The organism is Rhodoferax sp. PAMC 29310 (assembly GCF_017948265.1).
Lineage (GTDB): Bacteria > Pseudomonadota > Gammaproteobacteria > Burkholderiales > Burkholderiaceae_C > Rhodoferax.
The window spans coordinates 3166603-3191993 of record NZ_CP072852.1 but is presented as its reverse complement, the minus strand read 5'-3'; the positions used below and the strand labels follow the sequence as shown (position 1 = coordinate 3191993).

General features: G+C 58.0%; 27 protein-coding genes and 1 pseudogene. 17 read left to right on the top strand and 11 right to left on the bottom strand.

Annotation, left to right across the window (positions count from 1 at the left end):
- Positions 1-16 precede the first annotated feature (16 nt).
- Positions 17-1048: a Glu/Leu/Phe/Val dehydrogenase gene (locus J8G15_RS14885; RefSeq protein WP_210543018.1), complete on the bottom strand. Its 1032-nt coding sequence runs from the start codon at positions 1046-1048 to the stop codon at positions 17-19.
- Positions 1049-1354: 306 nt separating this feature from the next.
- Between J8G15_RS14885 and J8G15_RS14880 the strand changes: the two genes are divergently transcribed.
- Positions 1355-2544, top strand: a protein-coding gene (locus J8G15_RS14880) for an IS3 family transposase (protein ID WP_210542005.1) whose coding sequence is annotated in 2 segments (ribosomal slippage) — positions 1355-1613 and positions 1613-2544 — 1191 coding nt in all. Because the reading frame shifts where the segments join, the coding sequence is not laid out codon by codon here.
- 68 nt (positions 2545-2612) lie between these two features.
- On the opposite strand, the gene J8G15_RS14875 is transcribed toward J8G15_RS14880, so the two are convergent.
- Together J8G15_RS14875 and J8G15_RS14870 are read right to left on the bottom strand one after the other, a co-directional pair.
- Positions 2613-2810, bottom strand: coding sequence for a DUF2892 domain-containing protein (locus tag J8G15_RS14875; protein ID WP_210543017.1), 198 nt, complete (start codon positions 2808-2810; stop codon positions 2613-2615).
- 97 nt (positions 2811-2907) lie between these two features.
- Positions 2908-3570: a Crp/Fnr family transcriptional regulator gene (locus J8G15_RS14870; RefSeq protein ID WP_210543015.1), complete on the bottom strand. Its 663-nt coding sequence runs from the start codon at positions 3568-3570 to the stop codon at positions 2908-2910.
- Positions 3571-3785: 215 nt separating this feature from the next.
- Here J8G15_RS14870 and J8G15_RS14865 point away from each other — a divergent pair, with 215 nt between their 5' ends.
- Both J8G15_RS14865 and J8G15_RS14860 read left to right on the top strand, forming a co-directional pair.
- Entirely contained in the window at positions 3786-4202 is a 417-nt protein-coding gene (locus J8G15_RS14865; RefSeq protein ID WP_210543013.1) for a DUF302 domain-containing protein, read from the top strand.
- Between the two features lie 90 nt (positions 4203-4292).
- Positions 4293-4787 carry a heme-degrading domain-containing protein gene (locus tag J8G15_RS14860; protein WP_210543011.1) on the top strand — a complete coding sequence of 165 codons (495 nt, stop codon included), beginning with the start codon at positions 4293-4295 and terminating at the stop codon, positions 4785-4787.
- 123 nt (positions 4788-4910) lie between these two features.
- On the opposite strand, the gene cueR is transcribed toward J8G15_RS14860, so the two are convergent.
- From cueR to J8G15_RS14845, 3 genes are all read right to left on the bottom strand, one after another.
- On the bottom strand, positions 4911-5348 hold the full coding sequence (gene cueR / locus J8G15_RS14855) for a Cu(I)-responsive transcriptional regulator (RefSeq protein WP_304621845.1): 438 nt from the start codon (positions 5346-5348) through the stop codon (positions 4911-4913).
- Positions 5345-5542: a heavy-metal-associated domain-containing protein gene (locus tag J8G15_RS14850; protein WP_210543009.1), complete on the bottom strand. Its 198-nt coding sequence runs from the start codon at positions 5540-5542 to the stop codon at positions 5345-5347. Before J8G15_RS14850 ends, cueR begins: the two co-directional genes overlap by 4 nt.
- A gap of 103 nt (positions 5543-5645) precedes the next feature.
- Positions 5646-6647 (bottom strand): helix-turn-helix domain-containing protein, encoded by a 1002-nt coding sequence (locus J8G15_RS14845; protein WP_210543007.1) that lies wholly within the window; start codon positions 6645-6647, stop codon positions 5646-5648.
- Between the two features lie 183 nt (positions 6648-6830).
- On the opposite strand from J8G15_RS14845, the gene eat reads away from it, so the two are divergent.
- The 4 genes from eat (at position 6831) to J8G15_RS14825 (ending at position 12808) form a co-directional block, all read left to right on the top strand.
- Complete coding sequence (eat, locus tag J8G15_RS14840; RefSeq protein WP_210543004.1) at positions 6831-8228, top strand: ethanolamine permease; 1398 nt, start codon at positions 6831-6833, stop codon at positions 8226-8228.
- A gap of 76 nt (positions 8229-8304) precedes the next feature.
- Positions 8305-9636 carry an ethanolamine ammonia-lyase subunit EutB gene (locus J8G15_RS14835; RefSeq protein ID WP_370627548.1) on the top strand — a complete coding sequence of 444 codons (1332 nt, stop codon included), beginning with the start codon at positions 8305-8307 and terminating at the stop codon, positions 9634-9636.
- A gap of 6 nt (positions 9637-9642) precedes the next feature.
- Positions 9643-10485: an ethanolamine ammonia-lyase subunit EutC gene (eutC, locus tag J8G15_RS14830; protein ID WP_210543001.1), complete on the top strand. Its 843-nt coding sequence runs from the start codon at positions 9643-9645 to the stop codon at positions 10483-10485.
- Between the two features lie 97 nt (positions 10486-10582).
- Entirely contained in the window at positions 10583-12808 is a 2226-nt protein-coding gene (locus J8G15_RS14825) for a cation-translocating P-type ATPase (protein ID WP_210543000.1), read from the top strand.
- A 66-nt stretch (positions 12809-12874) separates the two neighbouring features.
- On the opposite strand, the gene J8G15_RS14820 is transcribed toward J8G15_RS14825, so the two are convergent.
- A complete protein-coding gene (locus J8G15_RS14820; RefSeq protein WP_210542999.1) occupies positions 12875-13879 on the bottom strand; it encodes an adenosine kinase in 1005 nt (334 codons plus the stop codon).
- A 375-nt stretch (positions 13880-14254) separates the two neighbouring features.
- On the opposite strand from J8G15_RS14820, the gene J8G15_RS14815 reads away from it, so the two are divergent.
- Positions 14255-14713, top strand: coding sequence for an Lrp/AsnC family transcriptional regulator (locus J8G15_RS14815; RefSeq protein ID WP_210542998.1), 459 nt, complete (start codon positions 14255-14257; stop codon positions 14711-14713).
- A 421-nt stretch (positions 14714-15134) separates the two neighbouring features.
- Here the strand turns inward: J8G15_RS14815 and msrB are convergent, their stop codons facing one another.
- The gene (gene msrB, locus J8G15_RS14810; RefSeq protein ID WP_210542997.1) at positions 15135-15617 is read right to left on the bottom strand and encodes a peptide-methionine (R)-S-oxide reductase MsrB; all 483 of its coding nucleotides are present in this window, start codon (positions 15615-15617) and stop codon (positions 15135-15137) included.
- A gap of 514 nt (positions 15618-16131) precedes the next feature.
- Between msrB and J8G15_RS14805 the strand changes: the two genes are divergently transcribed.
- The 4 genes from J8G15_RS14805 to J8G15_RS14790 all read left to right on the top strand — a co-directional run bounded on the left by J8G15_RS14805 (position 16132) and on the right by J8G15_RS14790 (position 18382).
- Entirely contained in the window at positions 16132-17307 is a 1176-nt protein-coding gene (locus tag J8G15_RS14805; RefSeq protein ID WP_210542996.1) for a metallophosphoesterase, read from the top strand.
- Positions 17308-17510: 203 nt separating this feature from the next.
- Complete coding sequence (locus tag J8G15_RS14800) at positions 17511-17951, top strand: DUF1810 domain-containing protein (RefSeq protein ID WP_210542995.1); 441 nt, start codon at positions 17511-17513, stop codon at positions 17949-17951.
- Between the two features lie 65 nt (positions 17952-18016).
- The gene (locus J8G15_RS14795) at positions 18017-18154 is read left to right on the top strand and encodes a hypothetical protein (protein ID WP_210542993.1); all 138 of its coding nucleotides are present in this window, start codon (positions 18017-18019) and stop codon (positions 18152-18154) included.
- 9 nt (positions 18155-18163) lie between these two features.
- A complete protein-coding gene (locus J8G15_RS14790; protein ID WP_210542991.1) occupies positions 18164-18382 on the top strand; it encodes a VOC family protein in 219 nt (72 codons plus the stop codon).
- Between the two features lie 101 nt (positions 18383-18483).
- On the opposite strand, the gene minE is transcribed toward J8G15_RS14790, so the two are convergent.
- Genes minE through minC form a run of 3 tightly spaced genes read right to left on the bottom strand, consistent with a single transcriptional unit; the run spans position 18484 to position 20380 of the window.
- The gene (minE, locus tag J8G15_RS14785) at positions 18484-18744 is read right to left on the bottom strand and encodes a cell division topological specificity factor MinE (RefSeq protein ID WP_210542990.1); all 261 of its coding nucleotides are present in this window, start codon (positions 18742-18744) and stop codon (positions 18484-18486) included.
- 4 nt (positions 18745-18748) lie between these two features.
- Positions 18749-19564, bottom strand: a complete 816-nt coding sequence (minD, locus tag J8G15_RS14780) for a septum site-determining protein MinD (RefSeq protein ID WP_210542989.1) — start codon at positions 19562-19564, stop codon at positions 18749-18751.
- Positions 19565-19591: 27 nt separating this feature from the next.
- On the bottom strand, positions 19592-20380 hold the full coding sequence (gene minC / locus J8G15_RS14775) for a septum site-determining protein MinC (protein WP_210542988.1): 789 nt from the start codon (positions 20378-20380) through the stop codon (positions 19592-19594).
- A gap of 549 nt (positions 20381-20929) precedes the next feature.
- Between minC and J8G15_RS14770 the strand changes: the two genes are divergently transcribed.
- The 5 genes and pseudogenes from J8G15_RS14770 (at position 20930) to J8G15_RS14750 (ending at position 25363) form a co-directional block, all read left to right on the top strand.
- Positions 20930-21511: a hemerythrin domain-containing protein gene (locus tag J8G15_RS14770; RefSeq protein WP_210542987.1), complete on the top strand. Its 582-nt coding sequence runs from the start codon at positions 20930-20932 to the stop codon at positions 21509-21511.
- Positions 21512-21609: 98 nt separating this feature from the next.
- The gene (locus tag J8G15_RS14765) at positions 21610-22818 is read left to right on the top strand and encodes a YbfB/YjiJ family MFS transporter (protein ID WP_210542986.1); all 1209 of its coding nucleotides are present in this window, start codon (positions 21610-21612) and stop codon (positions 22816-22818) included.
- Between the two features lie 45 nt (positions 22819-22863).
- Positions 22864-24159 carry a hypothetical protein gene (locus J8G15_RS14760; RefSeq protein ID WP_210542984.1) on the top strand — a complete coding sequence of 432 codons (1296 nt, stop codon included), beginning with the start codon at positions 22864-22866 and terminating at the stop codon, positions 24157-24159.
- A gap of 161 nt (positions 24160-24320) precedes the next feature.
- Positions 24321-24617, top strand: a pseudogene (locus J8G15_RS22160) (GFA family protein); the annotation flags it as partial.
- A 47-nt stretch (positions 24618-24664) separates the two neighbouring features.
- Entirely contained in the window at positions 24665-25363 is a 699-nt protein-coding gene (locus J8G15_RS14750; protein WP_240538597.1) for a hypothetical protein, read from the top strand.
- The last annotated feature ends 28 nt before the right edge of the window (positions 25364-25391 follow it).

Below are 25391 nucleotides of genomic sequence, written 5' to 3'. Positions count from 1 at the left end.
GCGGCGGGCTCAAAACTTACCGTTGAAAGCGAGACCTGGCCAACTCGTCCGCCACTACGGCGGTCGAGCGGCCTTCTTTGTCGGCGCGGGGAAAAATTTCAGCCAAGGTATCGCTGATTTCGCGCACATGGGCTTCCACGTCCGTCTCGGGCTTCTTCAGGTACTCGTAGCAAACCTTGATGATGCCGCCCGCGTTGAGCACAAAGTCAGGCGCATACAACACCCCTTTTTGACGCAGCAAGTCACCTATGTCATCGGTGGCCAACTGGTTGTTGGCACCGCCCGCCACAATTTTGGCGCGCAGGCGGGACAAGGTGTTGGGGTTCAGCGTGGCACCCAGCGCGCAGGGCGCATAAATGTCGGCATCGACATCGTAAATCGCGTCCACACCCACGACCTCGGCACCCAACTCGGCACGGGCACGCTCCAACGCGACCGCGTCAATGTCCGCCACCACGAGCTTGGCGCCCGCTGCGTGCAGGCGACGTGCGTAATCAAAGCCGACATGGCCCAGGCCCTGCAAGGCCACGGTCAAGCCGTCCATGCTGTCGCGTTTGAAATGGTGTTTGACGGCCGCCTGGGCGCCCACAAAGCAGCCCAGTGCGGTGTAGGGCGAGGGGTCGCCGCTGCTGCCCAGGCCGGCCACATAGCCGGTTTGGGTGGCCACGTGCGCCATGTCTTGCGGGCTGGTGCCCACGTCTTCGGCCGTGATGTAGCGCCCGCCCAGACGCTCCAGGGCTTCGCCCAGGGCCTCGAATAAAGCCGGCGTTTTGTCAGTTTTCGGGTTGCCAATGATGACGCTTTTTCCACCGCCAATCGGCAGGCCAGCTACCGCGTTTTTGTAAGTCATGCCGCGCGACAGGCGCAGCACGTCGTTCACGGCCAACGCTTCGCTGGCGTAGTTCCACATGCGGCAACCGCCCATGGCCGGACCGAGGTTGGTGTTGTGAACGGCAATGATGCCTTTGAGACCCGATTTGGGTTCCGAGACGAACACCACTTGCTCGTGGTCGTCAAAATTCAATTCATTGAAGATGAAGCTGGTCATCAAAGTTCTCCGCGCAGAGGACACGCAACCGCACGGGTGGCACGGGGGAGCGTCATTCCACTTTATTTGGGTTAAAGGTCAGTGGATGAAGCAGGCTCTGGGCATCAGGATCGCTGGTGGCCACAGAGCAAGCGGTGAGAGTCTCACCACGTACGAGTATAAAACGCCCATAAAAAACCCTTGCAGCCAAAGCCGCAAGGGAAAGTCAGGATCTCTTATGTCGGCCCGGAACACCGGGCTAGGTGACCTTGCCCTCGAAAAACGTATCTCTTGCTGAGTGTTTAAATTCACGCAAGGAGAACGGAAATGACGAAGACAGCAAGAGCGCGCTACACGCTCGAATTCAAGCAAGAAGCAGTTCGACTGGTCGAAGGTGGCCAGAGCATTGCAGCCGCGGCACGCACGCTGGGAGTGGTCGACCAGACGTTGTTCAATTGGGTCAAGGCGCAGCGCCAGGGCCAGCTCAAGGGAGCTGACAGCAAGGTATTGGTCAGCGCCGAGCAGATGGAGATCAGCCGGTTGCGGGCCGAGCTGGCGCGTGTGAAGATGGAGCGTGACATTCTGGGAAAAGCGACGGCGTACTTCGCAAAGGGATCGATTTGAAGTACGCCTTCATCCAGCGCCACCGCAGCACATGGCCGATCTCGGTACAGTGCCGCGTACTGGGGGTGAGCATCGCCGGGTACCACGAACACTTTGTGCGACTGGCCAGTCCGGCCCAGCTCCGCCACCTGAGCGATGACGCCTTGCTGGTGCACATCAAGGCCATCCATGCCGAGACGCGAGGCGGCTACGGCTGGCCACGCACCTGGAAGGAGCTGCTTGCCCGTGGCATCCGTGTGGGCAAAGAGCGCGTGCAAAAGCTCATGCAGTTGCACGGCATCCGTGCCAAGGGAAAGCGGCGCTTCAAGGTCACCACCGATAGCAATCACGATCTAGCGATCTCACCCAACCTGCTCAACCGGGAGTTCGATGTGGCAGCACCCGACAAGGTCTGGGTGGGTGACATCACGTACATCGCCACGGACGAAGGCTGGTTGTTTCTGGCCGTGGTGATTGACCTGTTCAGCCGCCAAGTAGTGGGCTGGTCGTTACGAGAGGAAATGACGCGGGACATCGTCATTGATGCGCTGCGCATGGCATGGTTCAAGCGGCATCCGGGCAAGCAGGCTGGCCTGATGTTCCATAGCGACCGCGGCAGTCAGTACGCCAGCAAGGACTTCCGGGAAGTGCTCAAGGAGTACGACATCACCAGTTCAATGAGCCGGCGCGGCAACTGTTGGGACAACGCCTGCAGCGAGACGCTGTTTGGATCATTGAAGGTGGAACGGTTATACGGACAGAAGTTCAAGACTCAGCGGGAGGCAAAGGATGAAACGATTGCTTGGATGCTTTGGTATAACCGGACTCGACTGCATTCGACACTGGCCTACGTCAGCCCGGTGCGGTTCGAGCAAAACTGGCTTGCTAATCAGCCCAAGCAAGCCAACTCATGATCTCGGTTATGGGATACGGATTCCAGGGGCAAGGTCAAGGACGGGGCAAACAGCCCCGGCAAGTTAATTCAAGTCTTGTTTTTCATGGAACAAGTGTTGAAACCCAGCATGGCATAGGGCGGGCACCAGCCGATAGCACCCGTAGCCAGTGGCACGATGCCAATCCAGCCCCAAACACCAATGTTGCCTGTCAGGGTCAAGCCAATCAAAGCCAAGCCCAGCACGATTCGTATCACGCGGTCAGCGCCGCCAACGTTCAGTTTCATGATTCACTCCTTAAGGTTTGTTGATGGATCTATTGAACGCGTTTGTGCGCGATAAGTCTGTGACCAAAGTCACCCAAGGCCCGCGCCGGCAGGCCCGTCAGTTGATCAGCGTGGCAGCCAGCGCGCGCAGTGCCGCGCCGTTCGTGATCTCAATCTGCTCCCGCCCCAGCGCCACCCATCCCTCGCGCTCGAAGCGGCGCAGCAGGCGAGTGACGATCTCACGCACCGTGCCCAACTCGTCGGCCAGCGTCTGGTGGGTCACCGCCAAATGGTGACCATGGCCCAGCAGGGCTGCGGCCAGCCGGCGGTCCAACTTGTGAAACGCCACGGCGTCGATCAGGCTGGTCAGGTCGGCCATGCGTTCTGCAAACAGGCCCAGCACCTCGTTGCGAAAAGCGGGTTCGTCCAGCCAGCGGTTGAATGCCGCGGACGGAATCACGATCAGGGTGCTGGCCTTGGTGGTCACACCATGGGCTGACAGGGGCTGGGTTCTGAACAGGCAGGCCGAAGACACCAGACACAGTTCGCCGGGGCCCACCCGGTACAGCTCCAGCGAGCGCCCGTCGCCCGAGCTGCGAGACACCTTGATCTCGCCCGCCAGCACCAGCGGAAAGCCCTGACAAGGCGTGTTCTCGCCAAACAACTCGGTGCCTGCCGGCACTTGCATGGGCGCCACGGCCGCACCCAAATCAGACAGCGACGGTTGCACTAGCGCGAGGGCCGGGTACAGCGAGGTCAGTGTGTCAGGGGTTTGGGGCATGAAGGGGCATTGAGTTGAATGGCGCCATGGACAAAGTTTACAAGGAATTGTCCTCTAGCCCTTATTTAATATGCGTAACACGCTATATGTTTGATAGCGGCACGCTTTCTTTAGGGTATGTGCCCGGTGATTGACTTAAGTCAACCCGTCATACTGGCTGGGCGCTAAATTGGACCACTAGCGCCTTTTAGCGCCACTTGCCCAAGGAGCATCTCATGAACTCGACATCCCCGACTGCGCCTGGCTACAGCTTCAGCGCCACCCTACCCGACACCGTTTTTTCCAAAGCGGTGTCGCGCGTGACCGAGGCGCTCAAGGTTGAAGGCTTTGGCGTGCTCACCGAGATTGATATTCAGGCCACGATGAAAGCCAAGCTGGACATTGACGTGCGTCCTTACCGGATTCTGGGGGCTTGCAACCCGCAGCTCGCCCACCGCGCATTGACCGCTGAGCCGGACATTGGTTTGCTCTTGCCCTGCAACGTGACTGTGCGTCAAGAGGAGGACGGCGCTCTCATGGTGGGCTTCATGGACCCGGTGGCGGTGATGCAAATGACAAGCAACCCGGAGGTGGCCCAGGTCGCCCAAGAGGTGCGCGAACGCTTGATGCGTGTGAAGGCCGCCCTGGCCTGACTCTCTGCCAAGGCCGACGGGCATCAGTGAGACACAGGCTGGCGTAAGCGATGATGGTGCCTTCGCTGAACAACCCCTTCTGAGGACCCCATGACGCTGGAACACGACATTGAACGCCTGGCTTTGCAGGAAGAGCGGCTGCGCTTTTCCCGGTTCGACAAGGCCACCGCCTGGCAACTGGGCTGCCTGCTCAAAACGCAGGCCGAGGCTCGCAACCTGTCTTTGACGATCGATATTTGGCTGGGCGGCGAAGCCGTGTTTTTTCACGCCATGGACGGCACCACACCTCTAAATGCAGACTGGGCCCGGCGCAAGCGCAACACTGTGAACCTGATGCAGCGCAGCTCGTATGCAGTGGGCCGCGCCAATCTGCTCAAAGACCAGACACTGGAAGCCACGCTGGGACTGGCGACACGTGACCATGCCGATCACGGCGGCTGTTTTCCGATTCGGGTAAATGGCGTGGGCGGTTGTGTCGGCACGGTCACCATCTCCGGCGCGCCGCAGCGCGACGACCACAACCTAGTGGTGGAAGTGCTGGCGGGACTGTGCGGCGTTCCGCTGCAAGACGTGGCGCTAGCTTGAGCCTGGGGCAGGTCGGGGCGGGGCGGCGCGGAAATCGGTCCTTGAATTTTTAAGAAAACTGGCTCTAGCGCCCTATTGGTATCCGAAAGCCGCTATTTATTCGATAGCGATTATCTCGAGTCGTCAAAACGCGTGACCAGCCAAGTCGTCCAGAATGGGGCTGTCCGGGCGGTCATCCCCGTGACAATGGGTCAGCAACGCGCCCAGTGTGCGCTGCATGGCCTGCATGGCTTCAATGCGCTGGCTCAGTTCATCGACATGCTTTTGCGCAATGCGTTTGACACTGGCGCTCGCCCGCTTGCGGTTGTGCCACAGGTCTACCAGCTCGGCAATTTCCGCCATCGAAAAACCCAAGTCACGCCCGCGCCGGATGAACTGCAGGGTGCGCACGTCGGCCTCGGTGTACTGGCGGTAGCCGCTGTCGGTGCGCGCCACGCCAGGCAGCAAGCCCAGCGACTCGTAATGCCGCACCATCTTGGCGGACACATTGGACAGGCGCGCCGCCACCCCGATCACCACCGGCCAGGCCAGTCTGCCCAGGTCTGTGGAGGCGGTTTTCATGCCGCGACGGCGTAGCCTTCTTCGGCAATGGCGGCGGCCAGCGCCTCGCGCGGCTGCTCGGATTGGACTTCCACCTGATTGGCGGCGCGGTCAATGGTGACTTCAGCTTGCGGGTCGGCTTGCTTGACGGCGCGGGTGACTGCTTTTTCGCAATGGCCGCAAGTCATTCCGGTGACGGTAAAGGTTTGCTTCATGGGATAACTCCTTGGATGGACAAAACAACGACAACCCGTAGTTTTAACCTTCCCATCGTAGCAAGGTCAAGCGCTGATTTTGCCTCGTGCCGTGGGCCCCGGTCTAATGCATACCCTGCTTCAGGGTCTCAGAAGGCCGCTGCCCAAAGAGCTTTCGATAGTCACAGGAAAACTGGCTGAAGTGCCAGAAGCCCCAGTCGGCGGCCACGTCTCGCACCGTGCGGGGCGGCGAGGTGGTGTCTCGCAGAGAGCGACGGGCACCATTGAGCCGGATGATGCGCAGGTACTGCACCGGGTTAATGCCCAGCACATCCTCAAAGCAGTATTGCAAAGTACGCCGACTCACAAACAGTTGTTGGCACAACTCAGGCACGGCAATCACGCGGTCATGGTGCTCTAGCACGTAATTGCGCGCCTTGGCAACAATGCGTTGGCGCCGTATAAAGCTGCTGCTAACGGCTCTATCGACTTCGCTGGTGTCCAGCAAGGGCAACAAAGTGTCAAACACGGCCTGCTGTGCCGCGTCATGTCCCTGCCCAATGCGATCAGGGTTGAGCAAGGTGTTCAGGGTTTGCCGACAGGCATCGCGGGATGCGCTGTTCGCCTGCACCATTTCTGATCGGGTCAGGCCCTTCAAGTCCAGTTTGCAGCCCATTTGGTCTGCCGCCGTTTGCAAGGCACTCTGGCGCACCACGATGCCATAGATGGCGTAGTCGGCCGGGGTTAGCAGCTCAAACTCGCACGCGCCGGGGCGCACTAACACATGGTCTTGTGTCATCACACGGCCATTGAGGCGGGTGAGTTGTTCCGACACCGGAAAACCGAACCACACGGCGTCAGGCCAGACGCAGCATGACTGGCGCATCCCCTGACTGGTGCTTTCCCGAAACACCTGCATTTGGGGCAATTGCAACTCTTCTAACAAGCCATGAAATGGGCCGGAGGTGGTCTGGTCGTAACGCTGTTGCCAGTTGGTCAGATGGCCGGCGTGGTCATCGGCATCCTCGGCCAAAGCGGTGCGAATGTGTGGCCATGCACCAAGCCCATGGGGTTGTGCGACCTCCGTGCTCTGCGATGGTGCGGGGATCGAACGGACATGGGTCATGGCGATAGGGGCTCCAAAGTGCGCAGTCTCCGCCCTGGCCCTATTCACCGACAAGGTGTGTCTAGAAACATTGCCAAAATTTGATACCGGTCAATGGCGGGGTTGCTTACATTCAAGGCAAGCAAAGGCCGTGCCTGCGCTGGTCGACTCGACCCTTACCGTCTCAACCTGTTGAAGGAATCCATGCAATCCGCAAATCTGCAATCTGGCACGCACGTGCTCAAACCGGTGCTCAGCACCTTGCAACTCTGGGGCATCGCCGTGGGCCTGGTGATCTCCGGCGAGTACTTTGGCTGGAGTTATGGCTGGGCGTCAGCAGGCACCCTGGGCTTCACCGTGACGGCGATCTTTGTCGCGGCGATGTACACCACGTTCATCTTCAGCTTCACCGAATTGACAACATCCATTCCTCATGCCGGCGGCCCGTTTGCGTACAGTAAGCGCGCCTTTGGCCCCACGGGCGGCTACCTCGCCGGTGCGGCCACGCTGGTGGAGTTTGTGTTTGCGCCGCCGGCCATTTCATTGGCCATTGGTGCCTACCTGAATGTGCAGTTTCCCTCACTGGACCCTAAAATGGCGGCCTTGGGTGCTTACATCATCTTCATGACGCTGAACATCGTGGGGGTGCAAATTGCGGCCACCTTCGAGCTGTGCGTCACGGTGTTGGCCATTTTTGAACTGCTGGTATTCATGGGCGTTGTGTCACCCGGCTTTTCAATGGCGAACTTCACCAAGGGCGGCTGGTCCGGTCAAGACTCTTTCAGTTTGGCCTCCATTCCCGGCATGTTTGCGGCCATTCCATTCGCCATCTGGTTCTTTCTTGCCATTGAGGGTGTGGCCATGGCGGCAGAAGAAGCCAAAGACCCCAAACGCTCCATTCCCATCGCTTACATCGCGGGCGTCCTGACGCTGGTCGTTTTGGCAATTGGGGTGATGGTGTTTGCAGGCGGGGCCGGCGACTGGACCAAGCTAGCCAACATCAACGACCCCTTGCCTCAGGCCATGAAGCTTATCGTGGGTGAGAATAGTGGTTGGTTACACATGCTGGTGTGGTTGGGCTTGTTTGGCTTGGTGGCGTCGTTTCACGGCATCATTCTGGGCTATTCACGCCAGATTTTTGCCCTGGCCCGAGAGTCCTACTTGCCCTCATTTTTTGCCAAAGTGCATCCTCGTTTCAAAACACCTCACCGCGCGATTCTGGCCGGTGGTGCTATCGGTATTGCGGCCATTTACAGCGATGAATTCATCACCATCGGTGGGCAGACACTGACCGCCAACATCGTCACCATGTCGGTCTTCGGCGCGATTCTGATGTACATCCTGAGCATGTTGAGCCTGTTCAAGTTGCGCCGCGATGAGCCTGACATGGTGCGCCCTTTCCGCGCCCCCTTGTACCCTTACTTCCCGGCCTTCGCGTTGATGGGAGCCTTCATTTGCATGGGCACGATGATTTATTACAACCCCTTGATTTTTGGTGTGTTCATAGGCTTCCTGGCGGTGGGCTATGTTTATTTCCTGACAACAGGCCATCACCGCGCCGCTGCCATCGATCTCCAGGCCGCCGTGGCCCAGGTCAATTGAGGTCACCGTGCGCTCTCATCGCTACACCCACACAATTGGCGTCACCACCTACAGGTTTGGTGACCTCAAGGAGCTGATGGCCAAAGCCACACCAGCGCGCTCCGGTGACTTGCTGGCGGGCGTGGCGGCGTGTAGTGCTGAAGAGCGTGCGGTGGCGCAGATGGCGCTTGCCGAGGTGCCACTGTCTACTTTTTTGACCGATGCGCTGGTGCCCTACGAGCGGGATGAAGTCACGCGCCTGATCATGGACAGCCATGACCGTGCCGCCTTTGCAGCGGTCAGCCACCTGACGGTGGGCGATTTTCGCAATTGGCTGCTGAGCGACGCCGTCGATAGCGCCGTGCTGAGCGCACTTGCGCCCGGCCTCACGCCGGAGATGGTGGCGGCCGTGTGCAAGATCATGCGCAACCAGGATTTGATTTTGGTGGCCAAGAAATGCCGCGTGGTGACCGCTTTTCGCAACACCGTCGGATTGGCGGGGCGCTTGTCCACCCGCTTACAACCCAATCACCCCACAGACGACACCACGGGCATTGCCGCCAGTCTGCTCGATGGGCTGCTCTATGGCAGTGGCGATGCGGTGATTGGCATTAACCCCGCGACGGACAACGTAACGCAGGTGGTGAAGCTGATCACCATGATGGGTGACATCATCAGCCAGTACGGCATACCAACCCAGTCCTGCGTTCTGACGCATGTGACCAATACCTTGGAAGCCATCCATCGCGGGGCGCCGGTTGATTTGGTGTTTCAGTCGATTGGGGGAACAGAGGCGACCAACACCAGCTTTGGAGTCAACCTGGCACTGCTGGCTGAAGCACGCAACGCGGCACTCTCCCTGAACCGGGGCACGGTGGGGAGCAACGTGATGTACTTTGAGACCGGGCAGGGCAGTGCGCTGTCCGCCAACGCACACCACGGCATGGACCAGCAAACCTGCGAGGCACGTTCCTACGCTGTGGCCCGCCACTACCAACCCCTGTTGGTGAACACCGTGGTGGGCTTTATTGGCCCCGAGTACCTTTTTGACGGCAAACAAATTATTCGGGCCGGGCTGGAAGATCATTTCTGCGCCAAGCTGCTGGGGCTGCCCATGGGCTGTGATGTTTGTTACACCAACCATGCCGAGGCCGATCAGAACGACATGGATGTGTTGCTGACCTTATTGGGCGCTGCGGGCTGCAATTTCGTGATGGGGATTCCGGGCTCGGACGACATCATGCTGAATTACCAAACTACCTCGTTTCACGATGCCTTGTACGCCCGCCGTGTGCTGGGCTTGCGCCCGGCGCCTGAATTCGAAGCGTGGTTGGAACGAATGCAAATATTTAGCAAAGTCGGTCCTGACTTTGCGTTGCACCCCACCTTGCCGCCAGCGTTTCAAAAAGCACTGTTGCGATTGAACTGAACCACCGTGAAAGAAAACATTCCCCTTGTTACGGCCAACTCGTGGTCGGTGCTGCGCCAGTTCACTGACGCGCGCATTGCGCTGGGGCGCTCGGGCGTCAGCCTGCCAACGTCAGTGCACCTAGCCTTTCAACTGGCCCACGCCAAGGCCAGGGATGCGGTGCATCGCAGCCTGGATGTGCCCCACCTGACACAGGCGTTGTCGGCGGCCTGGCCCGAACTGGCGCCACCTTGTGCGTTGTTGCACAGCGCCGCCACCGACCGCAATCAATATCTACAGCGTCCTGACTTGGGGCGAAAACTGGACGCCGCCTCCTTGGATCTTCTTGCAAGCGCTTACCCCAAACCGACCCAAGCTGGGAAGAAGGCTCGTCCATACGACCTTGTTTTTGTGGTGGCGGACGGGCTGTCGGCATTGGCCATTGAACAAAATGCGGCGCCCTTCTTGCGCGCCATGAAGCCACGCCTAGAGCAGAGCCAGTGGCGCGTCGCGCCCCTGTGTATAGCGATGCAATCGCGGGTGGCGATTGGCGACGAAATTGGGCAGGCCGTGGGCGCCAAGGCCGTTGTGGTTTTGATTGGTGAGCGCCCGGGTCTGAGTTCGCCCGACAGCATGGGCTTGTACCTGACGTGGATGCCGTCTGTGGGGCTGACCGATGCCAGCCGCAACTGCATTTCTAACGTGCGCCTCGCAGGTCTCAGCCATGACGAGGCAGCCTTCAAATTGCACTACCTACTGACCCAGGCACGCCAGCGACAACTGTCAGGTGTGGCGCTCAAAGACGAGGCGAACGGCAGCGCGCTGGCAATGGCGGACGAGAAAAGCAACTTCCTGCTGCGCTCACCCTGACGCGGGCGGTCGCTCCGGAACGTCAAAACGCCCCGCTGCGCATGGACGCGAAAACGGCGCTTGACCGTCCCATCATGGGAAGGATTAAAGTCAACCCATGACTACTGAAACCTTGACTCCCAAGAACCCGCCGATTGACATTGGCATTGGCGGAATGACCTGCGCGTCCTGCGTGGCACGGGTTGAAAAAGCATTGAAGAAGCTGCCCGGTGTGCAAGAGGCCACAGTGAACTTGGCCACCGAGTCGGCGCGCGTGTTGGTGGCGGCCAACGGGCCAGAGGAAGCCCGTTTGCGCCGGGCTGTGCGTGACGCCGGTTACGAGCCACGCGCGGCTGACGCGGCCATCGATTCTGCGGAGCCCTCAGCGTGGGAAGGATTTTTGCCGGTCGGTGTAGGCATCGCCTTGTCGCTGCCGCTGGTGGTGCCCATGGTGGCAGATTTATTTGGCAAGCATTGGATGCTGCCGGCTTTGTGGCAATTTTTGCTGGCCACACCGGTGCAATTCATTCTGGGTGCGCGCTTTTACAAGGCCGGCTGGCACGCGGCCAAGGCACTGACCGGTAATATGGACCTGCTGGTAGCGATTGGCACCACGGCGGGGTGGGCCTTGTCGATGTGGTTATGGCTCACTGCAGAGGCGGGCACCATGCCCCACCTTTACTTCGAGGCCTCGGCGGTGGTGATCACGTTGGTGTTGCTGGGAAAATGGCTAGAGGCCCGCGCCAAACGCCAGACCACCTCTGCCATTCGCGCCCTGCACGCGCTGCGCCCGGATGTAGCCCATTTGATGGGTCTGGACGGCGAAGTGGACGTGCCTGTGGGTGAGGTGCTGGTGGGCGACAAGCTGGTGGTGAAGCCCGGCGAGCGCTTCCCCGTGGACGGCACGCTGCTTGAAGGCCGTACCCAAGTCGATGAGTCGATGCTGACGGGCGAGCCGCTGCCGGTGGACAAGGACAAAGAGGCCAAGCTCACCGGTGGCTCCATCAATGGCGATGGCCGGGTGGTGATGCAAGTGGGCGCCGTGGGCAATGAGACCGTTCTCTCGAGCATCATCCGCCTAGTGGAAGACGCGCAGGCCGCCAAAGCGCCGATTCAGCGCATGGTGGACCAGGTGAGTGCTGTCTTTGTGCCGGTGGTGCTGTTGATAGCACTGGTCACACTGCTGGCCTGGTGGCTCACCGGCCACCCGTTCGAGCAGGCGGTGATCATCGCCGTCGCCGTGCTGGTGATTGCCTGCCCCTGCGCGCTGGGCTTGGCCACGCCAGCCGCCATCATGGCCGGCACGGGCGTAGCGGCCCAGCATGGCATTCTGATCAAAGACGCGCAGGCGCTGGAGCTGGCGCACAAGGTTGATGTCGTCGCGTTTGACAAGACCGGCACGCTCACCGTGGGTCGGCCCAAGTTGACGGCCTTGCAGCCTGCAGCGGGCATGAGCGAAGACGAAGCCTTGACGGTGGCCGCCAGTTTGCAAAGCGGCAGCGAACACCCGCTGGCCCGAGCGGTGGTCGCCCGCGCCACGGAAAAGGGCTTGCGCTTTGGCGCCCCCGACAGTCTGCGTGCTGTGCCCGGTCGGGGCACGGAAGGCGAAGTAGGGGCGAAAAGCTATTTGATTGGCAGTCTGCGCTGGATGGAAGAGCTGCAGGTGGACACCCGCGCCATGAACGTACAGGCCGCCGAATTGCAAGCCCAAGGCTACACCGTGTCTGCCATGGCCGAGCGCACCACCGTGGGCCTGACCCTGCGCGCCCTGATGGCGTTTGGGGACGAGCCCAAGCCGGGCGCCAAGGAGGCACTCGCAGCCCTGCGCGCACGCGGCATCAAAACCGTTATGATTTCGGGCGACAACCAAGGTGCTGCTGAGGCCATGGCACGCCGTTTGGGCCTGCGCCCCGAAGAAGGGGAGGTCATGGCCGAGGTATTGCCCGGCGACAAGGCCGCCAAAGTGATCGCCCTGAAAGAAGGCGGACACACCGTGGCCATGGTGGGGGATGGCGTCAACGACGCGCCTGCGCTGGCCGCCGCCGACGTGGGAATGGCCATGGGCAACGGCACCGATGTGGCAATGCACGCGGCGGGCATCACGCTGATGCGGGGCGACCCCCAGCTGGTGGCGGCGGCACTGGATATTTCAGACCGCACTGTGGCCAAAATTCGCCAGAACCTGTTTTGGGCGTTTGGCTACAACGTGGCCGGTATTCCGTTGGCCGCGTTGGGATTTTTGAACCCCGTGGTGGCTGGCGCCGCCATGGCGATGAGTTCGGTGAGTGTGATGAGCAACGCGCTGCTGCTCAAGCGCTGGAAGCCAACTTCAGGACAAAAATAGGCTCCAGCCCCTTATTAGTCTACGCAGGCAGCTATCAAATCAATAGCTGTCTGATTTTCCCCTACCCTACTTGGCCCGTTGTTCAAAACTGGCTTTGATCTCACCCAGAATGTCACCGCTCAGGCGATTGCCATATTGGCTGACCACACGCCCGGCCGATTGGTTGGCCAGCCAGGCGGCATCCACTGCGCTGTGGCCATGGGTGACCGCGTACAAAAACGCACCGGCAAACATGTCGCCGGCACCATTGGTGTCAATGGCCTTGACGTTGGCGGCAGGCACAGCCGTTTGGCGGCCGCCTTCCAGCACCACACAACCCAGAGCGCTGCGCGTCAGGCACACGGTGCGCGCCAACTGGCTGATCTGGCCCATGATGACCTGAATATCCTGCGAGCCGCACCACACCTGCGCTTCTTCTTCGTTGCAAAAGAGATAGTCCAACCCATCGCCCACCATGTCCTCCAGGCCAGGACGGCAGTAGTTGATCATCGTGACGTCGCTCAAGGTGCTGGCCAGCAGCACGCCTGCGTCTTTGGCCATCTGGCGTCCCTGCAAGGCGGCGTCTAGGCCGGTCGGGGACGCTGACAAGTAGCCTTCCATGTAATAGACAGTGGACTGGGCCAGCTCGTCGGCATGCAAGGCCGTATGGTCCAATTCGGCAGTAGCTCCCAAAAAGGTGCTCATGCTGCGCTCGGCGTCCGGCGTGACCATGACCATGCAGATGCCGGTTTCACCGGTGGCCAGGTTGCCACGCGTCAGATTGCTGGCCACGCCGTTGTCCATCAGATCTTCACGGTAAAACGCGCCAAATTCATCATCTGCCACGCGGCAGGAGTAGAAGGCTCGCCCGCCCAACTGGGACAAAGCCACTACCGTATTGCCGGCGGAGCCGCCGCCGTTGCGTCGGGATGTCAATTGCCGGACATGGCCCAGCAGTTCATCACGCCGCGCGGCGTCAATCAGAGTCATATGGCGCTTGGCCACGCCCATGGTCTGCAAATGGGCATCCGTTACTTCGTAGTCGGAGTCAACCAAGGCGTTGCCAATGGCATAAAGATCGTAGTTTTTCATGGGGCGCAGGGAAAAAGTCAAGAAGCGTGGCCAAGCTCGGCCAGACCCTCCAGTTTACCGGCCACGGGTTTGCAGCACCACTGCAGCCAACCAGTCACCCGTGGCGATGTCATTGCGGCGAAAAAAAACCGCTCAAAAGAGCGGCAGTTTTTTCGTCCCTCCATTCTTTTGAGATGCCGTGAGGCTTTGTCACATCAAACAACTCAGCAGTGGGTGACCACTGATTGACTGACTGTCCATCCGCAGCGGTAACCGCGTCCTGACAGGCTTTAGTATTACGCGCCACCTCTAGAAATAATTTCTCAATTGGCTCGCAATCCATCTCAATTAAGAATAAATTTCTTTAATTTTTCAAATTTTGGCTATATTGTCTTCATGGACAAAATTGACAGAAAAATTCTTCACATTCTTCAGGCTGACTCCCGCTCCAGCTTGCAAGAGATCAGCAAGTCAGTCGGTCTGAGCAGCACGCCCTGCTGGGGGCGGATCAAGAAGATGGAAGAGGCCGGTGTGATCGAGGGCTACACCATTCGACTCAATGCCCAAGCCATTGGCCTGGGCGACACCGTGATGGTGCAAGTGACGCTGGACAGCCATTCAGACAACACCTTGGAGAAGTTTGGCGAGACGTTGGCCAGTATTCCCGAGGTCATTGAGGCCTATTTGGTCTCCGGCGAATACGACTACCTGCTGCGTGTGGCGGTGAAAGATACCAAAGACTATGAACGCCTGCTGCGCGAGCGCCTTTACAAAATCAAAGGCGTGCGCCACAGCAAATCCAGTTTTGTGCTGCGCACACTGAAAAAAGCGGATCTACCGCTGTTTGTCAGCTGAGGTTCACTTTGCGCAGGGTCAAGCACGTGCCAATCCCAGGACGAGCAAGGTGTGTTGCAAGTCACTGGCGCAACGGCGCAGTGGATCACATCCCGAATTCAATGCCGACATCGGGCAGTCTTGTGCGTAATCCTTGTCGATTCGCAACCGGGTAAGGTCAATCCAGCAGCCCTGACCTACCATCAACCATATGAAATCGACCTACGCCAACAGATTCAAGCGCCTTTTGGCGCACACATCTGGATGGTTGAGGGCATTAAGCGTGTTCATTGTGACCCCCATCAGCTTCTGTTGATCAACCTAGACTCCCTGACTCCAATGTAGGGGTAGCGTCGCCAGCAAAGGTCTGAATATTGAGGGTGATTGGGTACCTAATCAGGGGTTCATGAACGCCTGAGTGCATTCACAGGGCGCATGGGACTCATGTCTTGGCCACAAACTTAAGCGCAACCCCGTTGTTGCAATATCGTTTTCCTGTGGGCTGCGGACCATCGTTGAATACATGGCCTTGATGCCCTTCGCAGCGCGCGCAGTGGTACTCGGTGCGCGGAAAAATCAATTTGAAATCTGTTTTGGTGAGCACTGCGCCCGGCAAGAAGCTGAAAAAACTCGGCCAACCGGTGCCGCTGTCGTACTTCATTTCAGAGGTGAATAAAAGCAGGTCACAGCCTGCACAGTGGTAAACACCAGCACGTTTTTCCGTGTTCAAAACACTGGAATGAGCTCGTTCTGTCCCCTCGTCTCGCAAAACGTCGTACTGATCGGCGGTCAGGCGCTTTTTCCATACGGAATCACTCAGGCGAAGGGGCTCAACAGCCTGTGGTTTGGCGGTGGGAGTAGCAGCTTTTATTTGATGGGAAATGCCCAAGACTCCCAACATAGTCAACAAGTGGCGGCGGTTCATGGTTTCATTCTCCTTGATGGGTCCATTGCATGTTGGTCGCGTTAGCGACCGCTTTCTTTCATGAATGTAATTTCATCGTCCCTGATATGTTTTTAGGCGTTCTGAAGCCTTGCCGGAGAGGGCAATGATGTTCCTCTCTTATTCTTTATTTCTTCTATAAATACATAGTAGTAGTAGTAAGGGCAGCGCTTTTCTGTGGATAAGGTTAAAAAACCTTTTTAGTTCAACCACTTACGATCGATTGACGGGTGTGGGCTTCTCTGCTTTTCTGGTGTCACCCGATCTTGAATAAGTTCAGAGTTTCCAACTTTCTGTGGATAACCATGATCTTCTTCAAAAGTTGTCCACATGTTTATCCTTTTTCACGTGGCTCCGTGGCGCATAGAGTTCTTTCAGAAGCCCTCTTATGTGATCTTTTTTACGTTTTGGGATTTGTTGGTGGCTCGTATCTTGATCCTGGCGAGTGAAGCGCCATCTAACTTCAGCGTTGTTTTTTTTCTACTGGATCGGGTGTTTGGTTGTGAAACGTGTGTTGCCTCTATTTTTGGTTTCGGTGCTGTTGCATGGTCTGTTGGGCTGGTGGCTGTCCGCCGACCTGACATCCATTGATTTATTGCTGGGTGTGGGATTTCAGGTTTTTCTGGTGTTGTCATCGCTGCTGCTTCCGCTGGCTTTGATTGCGCCGCGTGTGGCGCCCTCTGCGTGGTCGCCTACATTGACCTGGCTGGGTTTGATATTTATGGGCGGCTTTTCAAGCCTGTTTGTGTTGTCGTTGCTGCGAGGCGTTGCTTTGGTGGCTGTGACCCTGCTGAATTGGACTTGGCCGGGGAGCTTGGACGAGACCCTGTTTCGGAGTTACAGCGCTTTGGCCGTACCCGTCGTGGGCCTGCTGATGACCATAGGTGGGTTCTGGAATGCCAGGCGTACCGCCGCCGTTGTCCAGGTGGATGTGCCCATCCTGAACTTGCCGCATGCGCTTCATGGCTTCACAGTCGCGCAAATTACGGACATTCATGTCGGTCCAACGATCAAGAAACACTATCTTCAACGCATCGTTAACCGGGTCAACAGCCTCAATGCCGACCTGGTGGCGATCACGGGTGATCTGGTGGACGGCAGTGTTCATGACCTACACGACCATGTGCTGCCGTTGCGCGGGCTCACTTCAACTCACGGCACGTTTTTCGTGACTGGCAACCACGAGTATTACTCTGGTGCTCACAGCTGGATCGCGGCCTTGGGTGGCCTTGGCGTGCGGGTGCTGATGAATGAGCATGTGCTGATTCACCATGGCAGTGACAACCAGGACACAGAGCACGCCATGATGGTAGTAGCGGGTGTGACGGACTATGGTGCCCATCATTTTGACGACAGCCATCGCAGTGATCCCCATGCGGCGATGGCGGATGCCCCGGAGCATGCCTTGTTCAAATTGCTATTGGCTCATCAGCCGCGCAGCGCGCCTGCCGCCGCCAAGGCTGGCTTTGATTTACAACTTTCAGGGCACACCCATGGCGGGCAGTTCTGGCCGTGGAACCACTTTGTCAGATTTCAGCAACCCTTTACGGCCGGTTTGCACAAATTGGAAGAGATGTGGGTGTACACCAGCCGGGGTACGGGTTATTGGGGACCGCCCAAGCGCTTTGGTGCTCCTTCGGAAATTACGCATTTGCGTTTGGTAAGAGTTTGACCTCTATCCTCCGAATTTACTAGGTAGATTGCTATCTATTTTGAAGCAATAGAAGTTCAGGCAATCGCGGTGATTATTCCTCTATTGGCATGGCGGATCAGCGCTAGGTCTGTGGTGTGACGACACGCGGGCTTAACCCGCTAGCGCTCAATAGCCAAATGCGTCAAGATAGCTTATTTGCTTGGCATGGGATAGGTGAATTAATGAACCTGACAACAGAAGGTCTTGAACGCTTTGTGGAGGCGCAGGACCGCGTTTACGAAACCGTCTGCGATGAACTCGCTTTGGGCGAAAAAACCACCCATTGGATGTGGTTCATCTTTCCACAATTTCGCGATCTGGGTCGAAGCCCGATTGCCCGCCACTTTGCCATTCAGTCGGCTGACGAAGCGCTGGACTATTGGCAGCACCCGATTTTGAGTCCTCGTTTGCTAGAGTGCACTCAATTGGCGGTGGCGCAATCTACGTCCACCGCCCACGATTTGTTTGGCTCGCCCGACGATCTGAAATTCAAATCCTGCATGACGCTGTTCTCCCTGGTCGCGCCGGACGAACCCGTATTCAAACAGGCCTTGACTCGATTTTTTGCCGGTCGGCCGGATGAGAACACCCTGAAATTGCTGATCAACGTGTCACCCGTTTGACCTGACCCGCGTTTTTCACCCCGTTGAACGCGGCAGGGCCAGCGATTTGCCAACCGGAGATGGCCATGACTCTGGGACTGAGAACTGTCATTTATCCGGCGCCGAATCTGACCGCTGCCAGCCAGTGGTATGCCAAGGTGCTCGTTACTGCGCCTTGCTTTGAAGAACCCTTTTATGTTGGGTTTTCCGTGGGCGACTTTTAGCTGCGCTTGTTGCCCAACGCCACACCTGGCACCACGGGTGCGCAAGCCTTGTGGGGCGTGGCACAGATCGAGCATAAATTGTCCCGATTGCTTGAAATGGGCGCCATTGAACTCGAAGCGGTGAGAGAGGTCGGAGGCAGCATCAAAGTGGCCGCTGTCACCGACCCCCTTGGCAACCGTCTGGGTTTGATTGAAAACCCCTTGTTCGATGCCACCGCTGTGAAATAAGCCAGTGGCTACGCCAATCGGATGTCAGTGCACATTGCGCACGCTCAAAGAAAAGGGAGGGGTGTACCCCTCCCTTTTGCATAAAACACGCTCAATCAGGCTTATCGGCTGTCTGGTAGCTCAATTTTGACCTCCAGAACCTCCAGATTATCTTGGCGCTCCAAATTCACCTTGATGTCTTCGGCGTTGATCTTGATGTACTTGCTGATCACGGCGATCAGCTCCCGCTGCAAATCAGGCAAGTAGTCGGGCTGCGCCGCGCCACGACCGCTGCGCTCGTGCGCCAGAATGATTTGCAGCCGTTCTTTGGCAACGCTGGCCGTCTTCTTTTTCTCGCCGATAAAAAAGGAAAGAAATGACATGGGCTTATTTCCCCCCGAAGAGCCGTTTCAGCAGCCCTTGCTTGGGCGCTTCTGTGAAGCGCATGGGTTTCTCGGTGCCCAGAAAACGGTCGATCACGTCCTTGTAAGCCTCAGACACATCGCTGCCATGCAGATGCACGGCAGGCAGTCCTTGATTGGAGGCTTGCAACACCGTCTCGCTTTCAGGAATGACGCCAATCAGCTTGATACGCAAAATATCCTGAATGTCCTCCAGTGACAGCATTTGCCCCTGGTTGACCCGCGCCGGGTTGTAGCGGGTGATGAGCAAGTGCTCTTTGATCGGGTCCATGCTCTGTGTGGCTCGGCGGGTCTTGCTGGCCAGCATGCCCAAAATGCGATCTGAGTCTCGCACGGAAGACACCTCGGGGTTGGTCACCACCAGTGCTTCGTCGGCAAAGTGCATGGCCATCATGGCGCCAGTCTCAATACCTGCTGGAGAGTCGCACACGATGAACTCAAAGTCCATCGCCGCCAGATCGGTCAATACCTTCTCTACACCGTCTTGCGTCAAAGCTTCTTTGTCACGGGTTTGCGACGCAGCCAGCACAAACAGGTTGTCGCACTGCTTGTCCTTGATCAGTGCCTGGTTCAAATTCGCTTCACCGTGAATGACGTTGATCAGGTCATACACCACACGGCGCTCGCAACCCATGATCAAGTCCAGATTACGCAAACCCACGTCGAAGTCGATCACGGCAGTTTTATGACCGCGCAACGCCAAACCGGTCGCAAAACTGGCACTGGTGGTCGTCTTGCCAACGCCTCCTTTGCCGGAAGTCACCACAATAATTTTTGCCATGGGAAAGTTGTCTTTCAAAAAGATGAATTAGGGGTTGAGCGCTTCAAACAAGAGCTTATCTTGGCCGTCATTGCTCAGCCGCACTTGAGCCGGCTTGCCGTGCACATCGGGCGACAGTGGGTTTTCACTGGTACGGTAAATACCGGCGATTGAAATCAGTTCAGGTTCCAGACACAAGGAAAAGATGCGGGCATTGGTATTGCCACTGGCACCCGCCATGGCTTTGCCACGCAAGGGCGCATAAACATGGATATTGCCATCTGCCACCACCTCAGCGCCCTGGTTGACCATGGCCAGTACCACCAGGTCTGCACCACGCGCATAAATTTTTTGCCCTGATCGCAAAGGCTTGTCGATGACCATGGTGGCAACGGCCGGAATCTCGCGCACAATTTCTCGCACCACTTCGGTGGTGACCACTTCTGTCAAGACCGGCGGGGCGGATTTGGGACGGGGACGCGGGACATCGACCGGCACTTCCACCAAGCCCACGGACCGGGCCGCTTCCATCCAGTCCCGATTGGCGCCCCGCATGGCCACTGCAACCAATCGGCATGCGCGCAGCGCTCTCAACAAAGGAACCAAATCTGAGACGGGTAGTTTCGGATTGAGTTGCGAGAAGTCGAGTACCAGCGGGTCGTGGTCAAAAAAATCAGGGTTCTCGCCAAGATGGCCATATCGCGCCAGCAAGTCCGCGCTGAGTTGCGCCCAATCATCTGTGTTCACCAACAAGGCCACCAATGGCAATTGGGCACTTTTGATTTCAAAAGAGACAGGAGAGGAGCCAGGCGACGAAGCGGCGGGTGTAACAGACATGGAGGGGGACAAAAAACTTGATAAGAGGGCCAGAGAAGCCGCCCAACCCGGTGAAATGCTCGGGCCAGGCCATCCGGTAGCGCAAATCTTACTTGATTGTGCTGGTCGAAGCGTTTTTTAGTCTGGCTTATTTGCAGGTATGCACAAGCATAAAGCATCAATGTAAAACTGCCTGTTTTTTGACACCAGCGTTTTCCCTTGTCTTTCTATATCTTCTATTTATAAGATAGTAGTAGTAGGTAAGGGAAGCGCTCTGCTGTGGATAAGGTGTTTTTTTTGATTTAAAACATAGACTTAAGTTATCTCAAGCCATGTGGGTGACCTTGCTTCTGATGTGTACCCGGATTCTGGACAATTTTTCATTTGGCGTCACCTCTGTGGATAACTGCTGGCTTGTGCCAGATTTATGCACAGCTTTTTCGGTGGTGTGTTTTGCGGTCAAAAATAGCAGGCAAGGCGCTCGAACAGCTGATGAACTGTGCATTGATCCGTGTCAAGGTCAATCCAGTTCGGCGCTGTCATGCTTGGCGCTTGCTTTGGAGAGATGTGATGGTCCACCCCAGTATTCGAATCATTCGGGAAGAGCACGCCGCTTTGGCGACCCTGATGAATGCCTTTGAAAAGGCATTGCTCTCGGGGCCCGGCGATCAGCCCGAGGTTTTCTTTGACGGAATGCGCGCCATGCTTTTCTACGTGGACGAGTTCCCGGAGCAGTTGCACCATCCCAAAGAGTCGAACCTGTTGTTTCCCCGTGTGGCACGTTTGGCCCCCGAGACGATGGAGACCATTGTTCTGCTTGAAAAAGACCACGCCACGAGCGAATCGGCGGTACGTGAGTTGCAACACTTGTTGTTGGCGTGGGAATTGATGGGGGAGTCGCGCCGTGAAGCCTTTGTAGAGACGGCCCGCCACTACATCAGGTTTTATCTGGCCCACATGCAGATGGAGGAAAACGTTATTTTTCCCGCAGCGCTGCGGGTTCTCAGCGATGAAGACTGGCGTGAGCTGGACGCAGCCTTTGCCACCAATTGCGATCCCCTCACGGGACAGTACAAGCGCAACCCGGCTTTTGACCGCTTGTTTGCGAGGATTCTCATGCACTCACCGGGCGCCGTGTCTGGCAGTACCTGAGGCACGCTTGCTGGCGGGCAAGCTGGTTCCCGCCGGGCCAGCAATCTCAGCCAAGGCGACAGGGCATTGCAAGGGCTTTGCGCCAGAATGCAAGTCGCATGACGACTTTGACCCCCACTTCTCACACCCCCTTGTCCCAGCTCTTTTGGCTGGCGTTGGCTTTGTCCATGGGAGCGGCTCTGTCTTTGGGCATCACCCGGTTTTCCTATGGTTTGTTGTTGCCGCCCATGCGGGACGATTTGAATTGGTCCTACACCCTGGCGGGGGGCATGAACACCGTCAATGCGCTGGGTTATTTGCTGGGTGCGCTGGTCACGCCCCGTCTATTGCAACGTTATGGTGCGTCGCGTGTACTGATGCTGGGTTCGGTGTTGGCCAGCGTGTTCATGGGCTTGAGTGGGTTTTTCACTGACAGCACCCCATTGCTCGTGCAACGGTTGCTGGCCGGCGTGGCCAGCGCGTTGGTTTTTATTGCGGGCGGTTTGTTGGCGGCGCGCTTGGGCGCCTTGCAACCGGCTCGTGGTGGCTGGCTGATTGGCTTGTACTACGGCGGCACGGGGTTTGGCATTGTGTTGTCGGCCCTGTTGGTGCCTGCCGTGCTGGAAGCGGCAGTGGCGTGGCCCCATGGCTGGGCCTGGGCGTGGTGGCTGTTGGCCGGAACTTGCCTGGTGGCCACAGCCATCTTACGTTGGCCCGCGCGCGTTTTGCGGCAGTTGGCACCGCCAGCCGCCGTGGGCAGTGCACCCCCTGCATCATTCAACTGGCGGCCGTTTTCATTTGCGCTGTCGGGTTACGCCATGTTTGGCGTGGGCTACATCGGCTACATGACGTTTGTGATCGCCCTGTTGCGCGAGCAAGGCGCCAGCGGCCCGGACATCACCGTTTTTTACACGCTGCTGGGCACCGCCGTGGTCGCCTCGGCGCGCATTTGGGCAGGGTTGCTGGACCGGTACAAAGGGGGCCGGGTGTTGGCCTTGCTCAATGGATTGTTGGGCCTGGCAACTTTACTGCCTGCGTTGACTTCCGCTTGGCCCGTGGTGCTGGCCTCGGGCATTTTGTTCGGCGCGGTGTTCTTGGCGGTGGTCGCGTCGACCACCGCGCTGGTTCGGCACAATCTGCCGCAGGCAGCCTGGGGTGCGGGCATCAGTGCGTTCACCATTGTGTTTGCGTTTGGCCAGATCGTAGGACCCACGCTGGTGGGTTACATTGCTGACGGACAGGGTGGCTTGGCCCGCGGCCTGATTTATTCTGCCGCCGCGTTGTGGGTGGGCGCTGCACTGGCCTCGCGCCAGCGGGCGCTGACTTAGCGTGCCGTCTTTTGCGGGCTGGCGCAGGCCATGCAGAATGCAGGCATGAACAAAGCGTTGAAGTGGATCTCAGTGACAGGGTTGGCGGCAGGTGTGCTGGTGGTCGGTTCTGTGTGGGGCCTGCAAACTTGGTTGGGCTCGGCTGACTTCAAGGCCCGTGTGGAGCGCGAAGCCACTCAGTCGCTGGGCGTGGGTGTCAAGCTGGGCGGGATTGAGGTCTCTGTGTTTCCCAAGCCTGCTGTGGTGGTGACTGATATCGAGGTGGCCACAAAGCCGGCACTGTCCCTGGCCTATGTGGGCGTTCGTCCTGAGTTGGGCCGCCTTTTGATGGGCGAGTGGTCCGTCGGATCGGTGCTGGTGCGTGATGCCTCACTGCCACAACATGGCATCGACGCTTTGCTCTTGTCGCTATCAAAAACAAATCAACCTGCGCAATCTGGACCGGGGTCAAAGGCCAAAACAAGTCCCAAGAAGTCTCAAGCATGGTTTCCCCGAGAACTGTTGTTGAAAAACGTGAGCTGGGTCAACGCCAAGGGTTTGGCCATGACGGTGGACTTCCAGGCTGATATCAATGCTCAAGGCGAGCCTGACAAGGTGAACGTGCAGGTGTTGAAAGGATTTTTGCAGGGCTCAACCGCACAGCTTTCCCGGCAAGACCGAGTTTGGAGTGTGGCGCTGAGCGTGGGAGGAGGCACGGTCCAAGGCCCGGTGGAGTTCCGGGTACCTTCCCAGCCAGGTGGCGCCTATGTGCTCAAGGGCCAGTTGGAAACCAAGGGCGTTGAAGTGGCTGCGCTTAGCACGGCAGCCATACCGGTGCTAAGCGGCCGGTTGGACGCAAGCACGACGCTCTCAGCCCGAACGAGTCAAATTGATACGCTGTCTGATGTATTGAAATCCCAAAGCCAGTTCACCGTGAAGGGCGCCGTGTTGCATGGCATTGACTTGGCCAAGGCGGTCAAAACTGTGGGCACCAGCCGCGGCGGAAACACCTCACTGGACGTTCTGGCCGGGCAGGTCAGCACCGAAGGCCGGGTCCTTCAAATCAACAACTTGGTGGCCAGTTCAGGCGTGTTGAGCGCCACCGGGCAAGTCAAAGTGGCTGCTAGCCGGGCCTTGAGCGGACAAATCAGCGTCAACCTGGCAGCCAGCCAGTTGGGAGGTGCTGTGGGCGTGCCCCTGGAAGTGGGTGGCACGCTGGACGCGCCACAAGTCAATTTGTCCCGCTCCGCGTTGATCGGCGCGGCCATCGGCACTGTGTTGATGCCCGGTGTGGGCACAGGCGCCGGTGCGTCGGTGGGGGACAAGGTGGGTGAGGGGCTGAAGAAATTATTTGGGCGATAGACGGACCCAGGTCGCGGCTTGCACGGATGCCAGAATCGGTTTACTGTTCCGCGACCCAAGCGGAATTCTGTGGAGGACCGCAGGAGCTTTGGGGATTCGCAATTCCGAGTTCGATTCTCGTCAGATTTTGACTCGCGTGAAACCATTCTGGGAGAGGCGCCATGTCATATGTACTTGAAGGAGGTTGTCTTTGCGGAAAGGTCAGATTTCGGGCAACACAGGCTCCGCTGCGTACGCTTGTATGCCATTGCACTTTTTGCCAGCGAATGACTGGCTCCTCGTTTTATACGGAGTCCTTGTTTCCGATTGAGGCGGTTGAGTTCCTGTCCGCGAGGCCGCGCAAGTATGAGCACTTGTCTGACGAAAGTGGCAAGAAGGTGTTCGTGGAATTTTGCGCGGACTGCGGATCAACGCTTGGGTTGACGTTTGAACGTTGGCCTGAACTGCGAGCGATTTCTCGTGGCTGTTGCGACAACCCGAATGCAGTCGAGGTCACCGCCAACATTTGGACAAGATCAGCACAATCTGGCATGGCGCTGCCGTCTGGAGTCGACTGCTTTGGTGGGGCGCGTGCAACATTGGAAGGCGCCCCCGAGCACCCCACCAGGTACGGAACACCTGTCATGATCGCGGGGAGCGGCAAGGCCTGACCCTTCTCCTGCTTGGACTCTTTCAGCTGCCGCTTCGGCAAAAGGTTCGCCTCAACAAAAAAACGCAATCAATGCATTCCACCTTCCACGTCACCCCGCCTTCAGACTTTGACTTCATCCTTGGTGACTGGAAAGTTCGTCATCGGCGGTTGAATTCCCGCCTTACCGGGTGCTCGGCGTGGACGGAGTTTTCTGGCAAATCCTCCACCCGAAAGATCCTGGGCGGCTTTGGCAATGTGGAGGACAACATTCTTCATTTTCCCGACGAAGAGGTGCAGGCGGCGCCGTTTCGTTCGTTTGATCCGGTTACCAAGATGTGGGCCATCTGGTGGCTGGACGGGCGTGCGCCGCACAGTCTTGACGTGCCTGTTATCGGCAGATTCACCGGTTCTGTGGGCACATTTTTTGCCGACGATTGGCTGGCGGAGAAGCCCATCAAGGTGCGTTTTGCCTGGGATGCCAATCCCGGCGGTAACCCGACTTGGCAGCAGGCGTTTTCAGGAGATGGGGGCTTGAGTTGGGAAACCAACTGGGTGATGGAGTTCAGCCGCTGAACGCGGCGTGTGTTTTCACGCGGGAGCG

Bases quoted from the DNA above. Each gene is read 5' to 3' on its own strand.
- J8G15_RS14885 (WP_210543018.1), bottom strand. From the start codon at position 1,048: ATGACCAGCTTCATCTTCAATGAATTGAATTTTGACGACCACGAGCAA.
- J8G15_RS14875 (WP_210543017.1), bottom strand. From the start codon at position 2,810: ATGAAACTGAACGTTGGCGGCGCTGACCGCGTGATACGAATCGTGCTG.
- J8G15_RS14870 (WP_210543015.1), bottom strand. From the start codon at position 3,570: ATGCCCCAAACCCCTGACACACTGACCTCGCTGTACCCGGCCCTCGCG.
- J8G15_RS14865 (WP_210543013.1), top strand. From the start codon at position 3,786: ATGAACTCGACATCCCCGACTGCGCCTGGCTACAGCTTCAGCGCCACC.
- J8G15_RS14860 (WP_210543011.1), top strand. From the start codon at position 4,293: ATGACGCTGGAACACGACATTGAACGCCTGGCTTTGCAGGAAGAGCGG.
- cueR (WP_304621845.1), bottom strand. From the start codon at position 5,348: ATGAAAACCGCCTCCACAGACCTGGGCAGACTGGCCTGGCCGGTGGTG.
- J8G15_RS14850 (WP_210543009.1), bottom strand. From the start codon at position 5,542: ATGAAGCAAACCTTTACCGTCACCGGAATGACTTGCGGCCATTGCGAA.
- J8G15_RS14845 (WP_210543007.1), bottom strand. From the start codon at position 6,647: ATGACCCATGTCCGTTCGATCCCCGCACCATCGCAGAGCACGGAGGTC.
- eat (WP_210543004.1), top strand. From the start codon at position 6,831: ATGCAATCCGCAAATCTGCAATCTGGCACGCACGTGCTCAAACCGGTG.
- J8G15_RS14835 (WP_370627548.1), top strand. From the start codon at position 8,305: ATGGCCAAAGCCACACCAGCGCGCTCCGGTGACTTGCTGGCGGGCGTG.
- J8G15_RS14825 (WP_210543000.1), top strand. From the start codon at position 10,583: ATGACTACTGAAACCTTGACTCCCAAGAACCCGCCGATTGACATTGGC.
- J8G15_RS14820 (WP_210542999.1), bottom strand. From the start codon at position 13,879: ATGAAAAACTACGATCTTTATGCCATTGGCAACGCCTTGGTTGACTCC.
- J8G15_RS14815 (WP_210542998.1), top strand. From the start codon at position 14,255: ATGGACAAAATTGACAGAAAAATTCTTCACATTCTTCAGGCTGACTCC.
- msrB (WP_210542997.1), bottom strand. From the start codon at position 15,617: ATGAACCGCCGCCACTTGTTGACTATGTTGGGAGTCTTGGGCATTTCC.
- J8G15_RS14800 (WP_210542995.1), top strand. From the start codon at position 17,511: ATGAACCTGACAACAGAAGGTCTTGAACGCTTTGTGGAGGCGCAGGAC.
- J8G15_RS14795 (WP_210542993.1), top strand. From the start codon at position 18,017: ATGACTCTGGGACTGAGAACTGTCATTTATCCGGCGCCGAATCTGACC.
- minE (WP_210542990.1), bottom strand. From the start codon at position 18,744: ATGTCATTTCTTTCCTTTTTTATCGGCGAGAAAAAGAAGACGGCCAGC.
- minD (WP_210542989.1), bottom strand. From the start codon at position 19,564: ATGGCAAAAATTATTGTGGTGACTTCCGGCAAAGGAGGCGTTGGCAAG.
- minC (WP_210542988.1), bottom strand. From the start codon at position 20,380: ATGTCTGTTACACCCGCCGCTTCGTCGCCTGGCTCCTCTCCTGTCTCT.
- J8G15_RS14770 (WP_210542987.1), top strand. From the start codon at position 20,930: ATGGTCCACCCCAGTATTCGAATCATTCGGGAAGAGCACGCCGCTTTG.
- J8G15_RS14765 (WP_210542986.1), top strand. From the start codon at position 21,610: ATGACGACTTTGACCCCCACTTCTCACACCCCCTTGTCCCAGCTCTTT.
- J8G15_RS14760 (WP_210542984.1), top strand. From the start codon at position 22,864: ATGAACAAAGCGTTGAAGTGGATCTCAGTGACAGGGTTGGCGGCAGGT.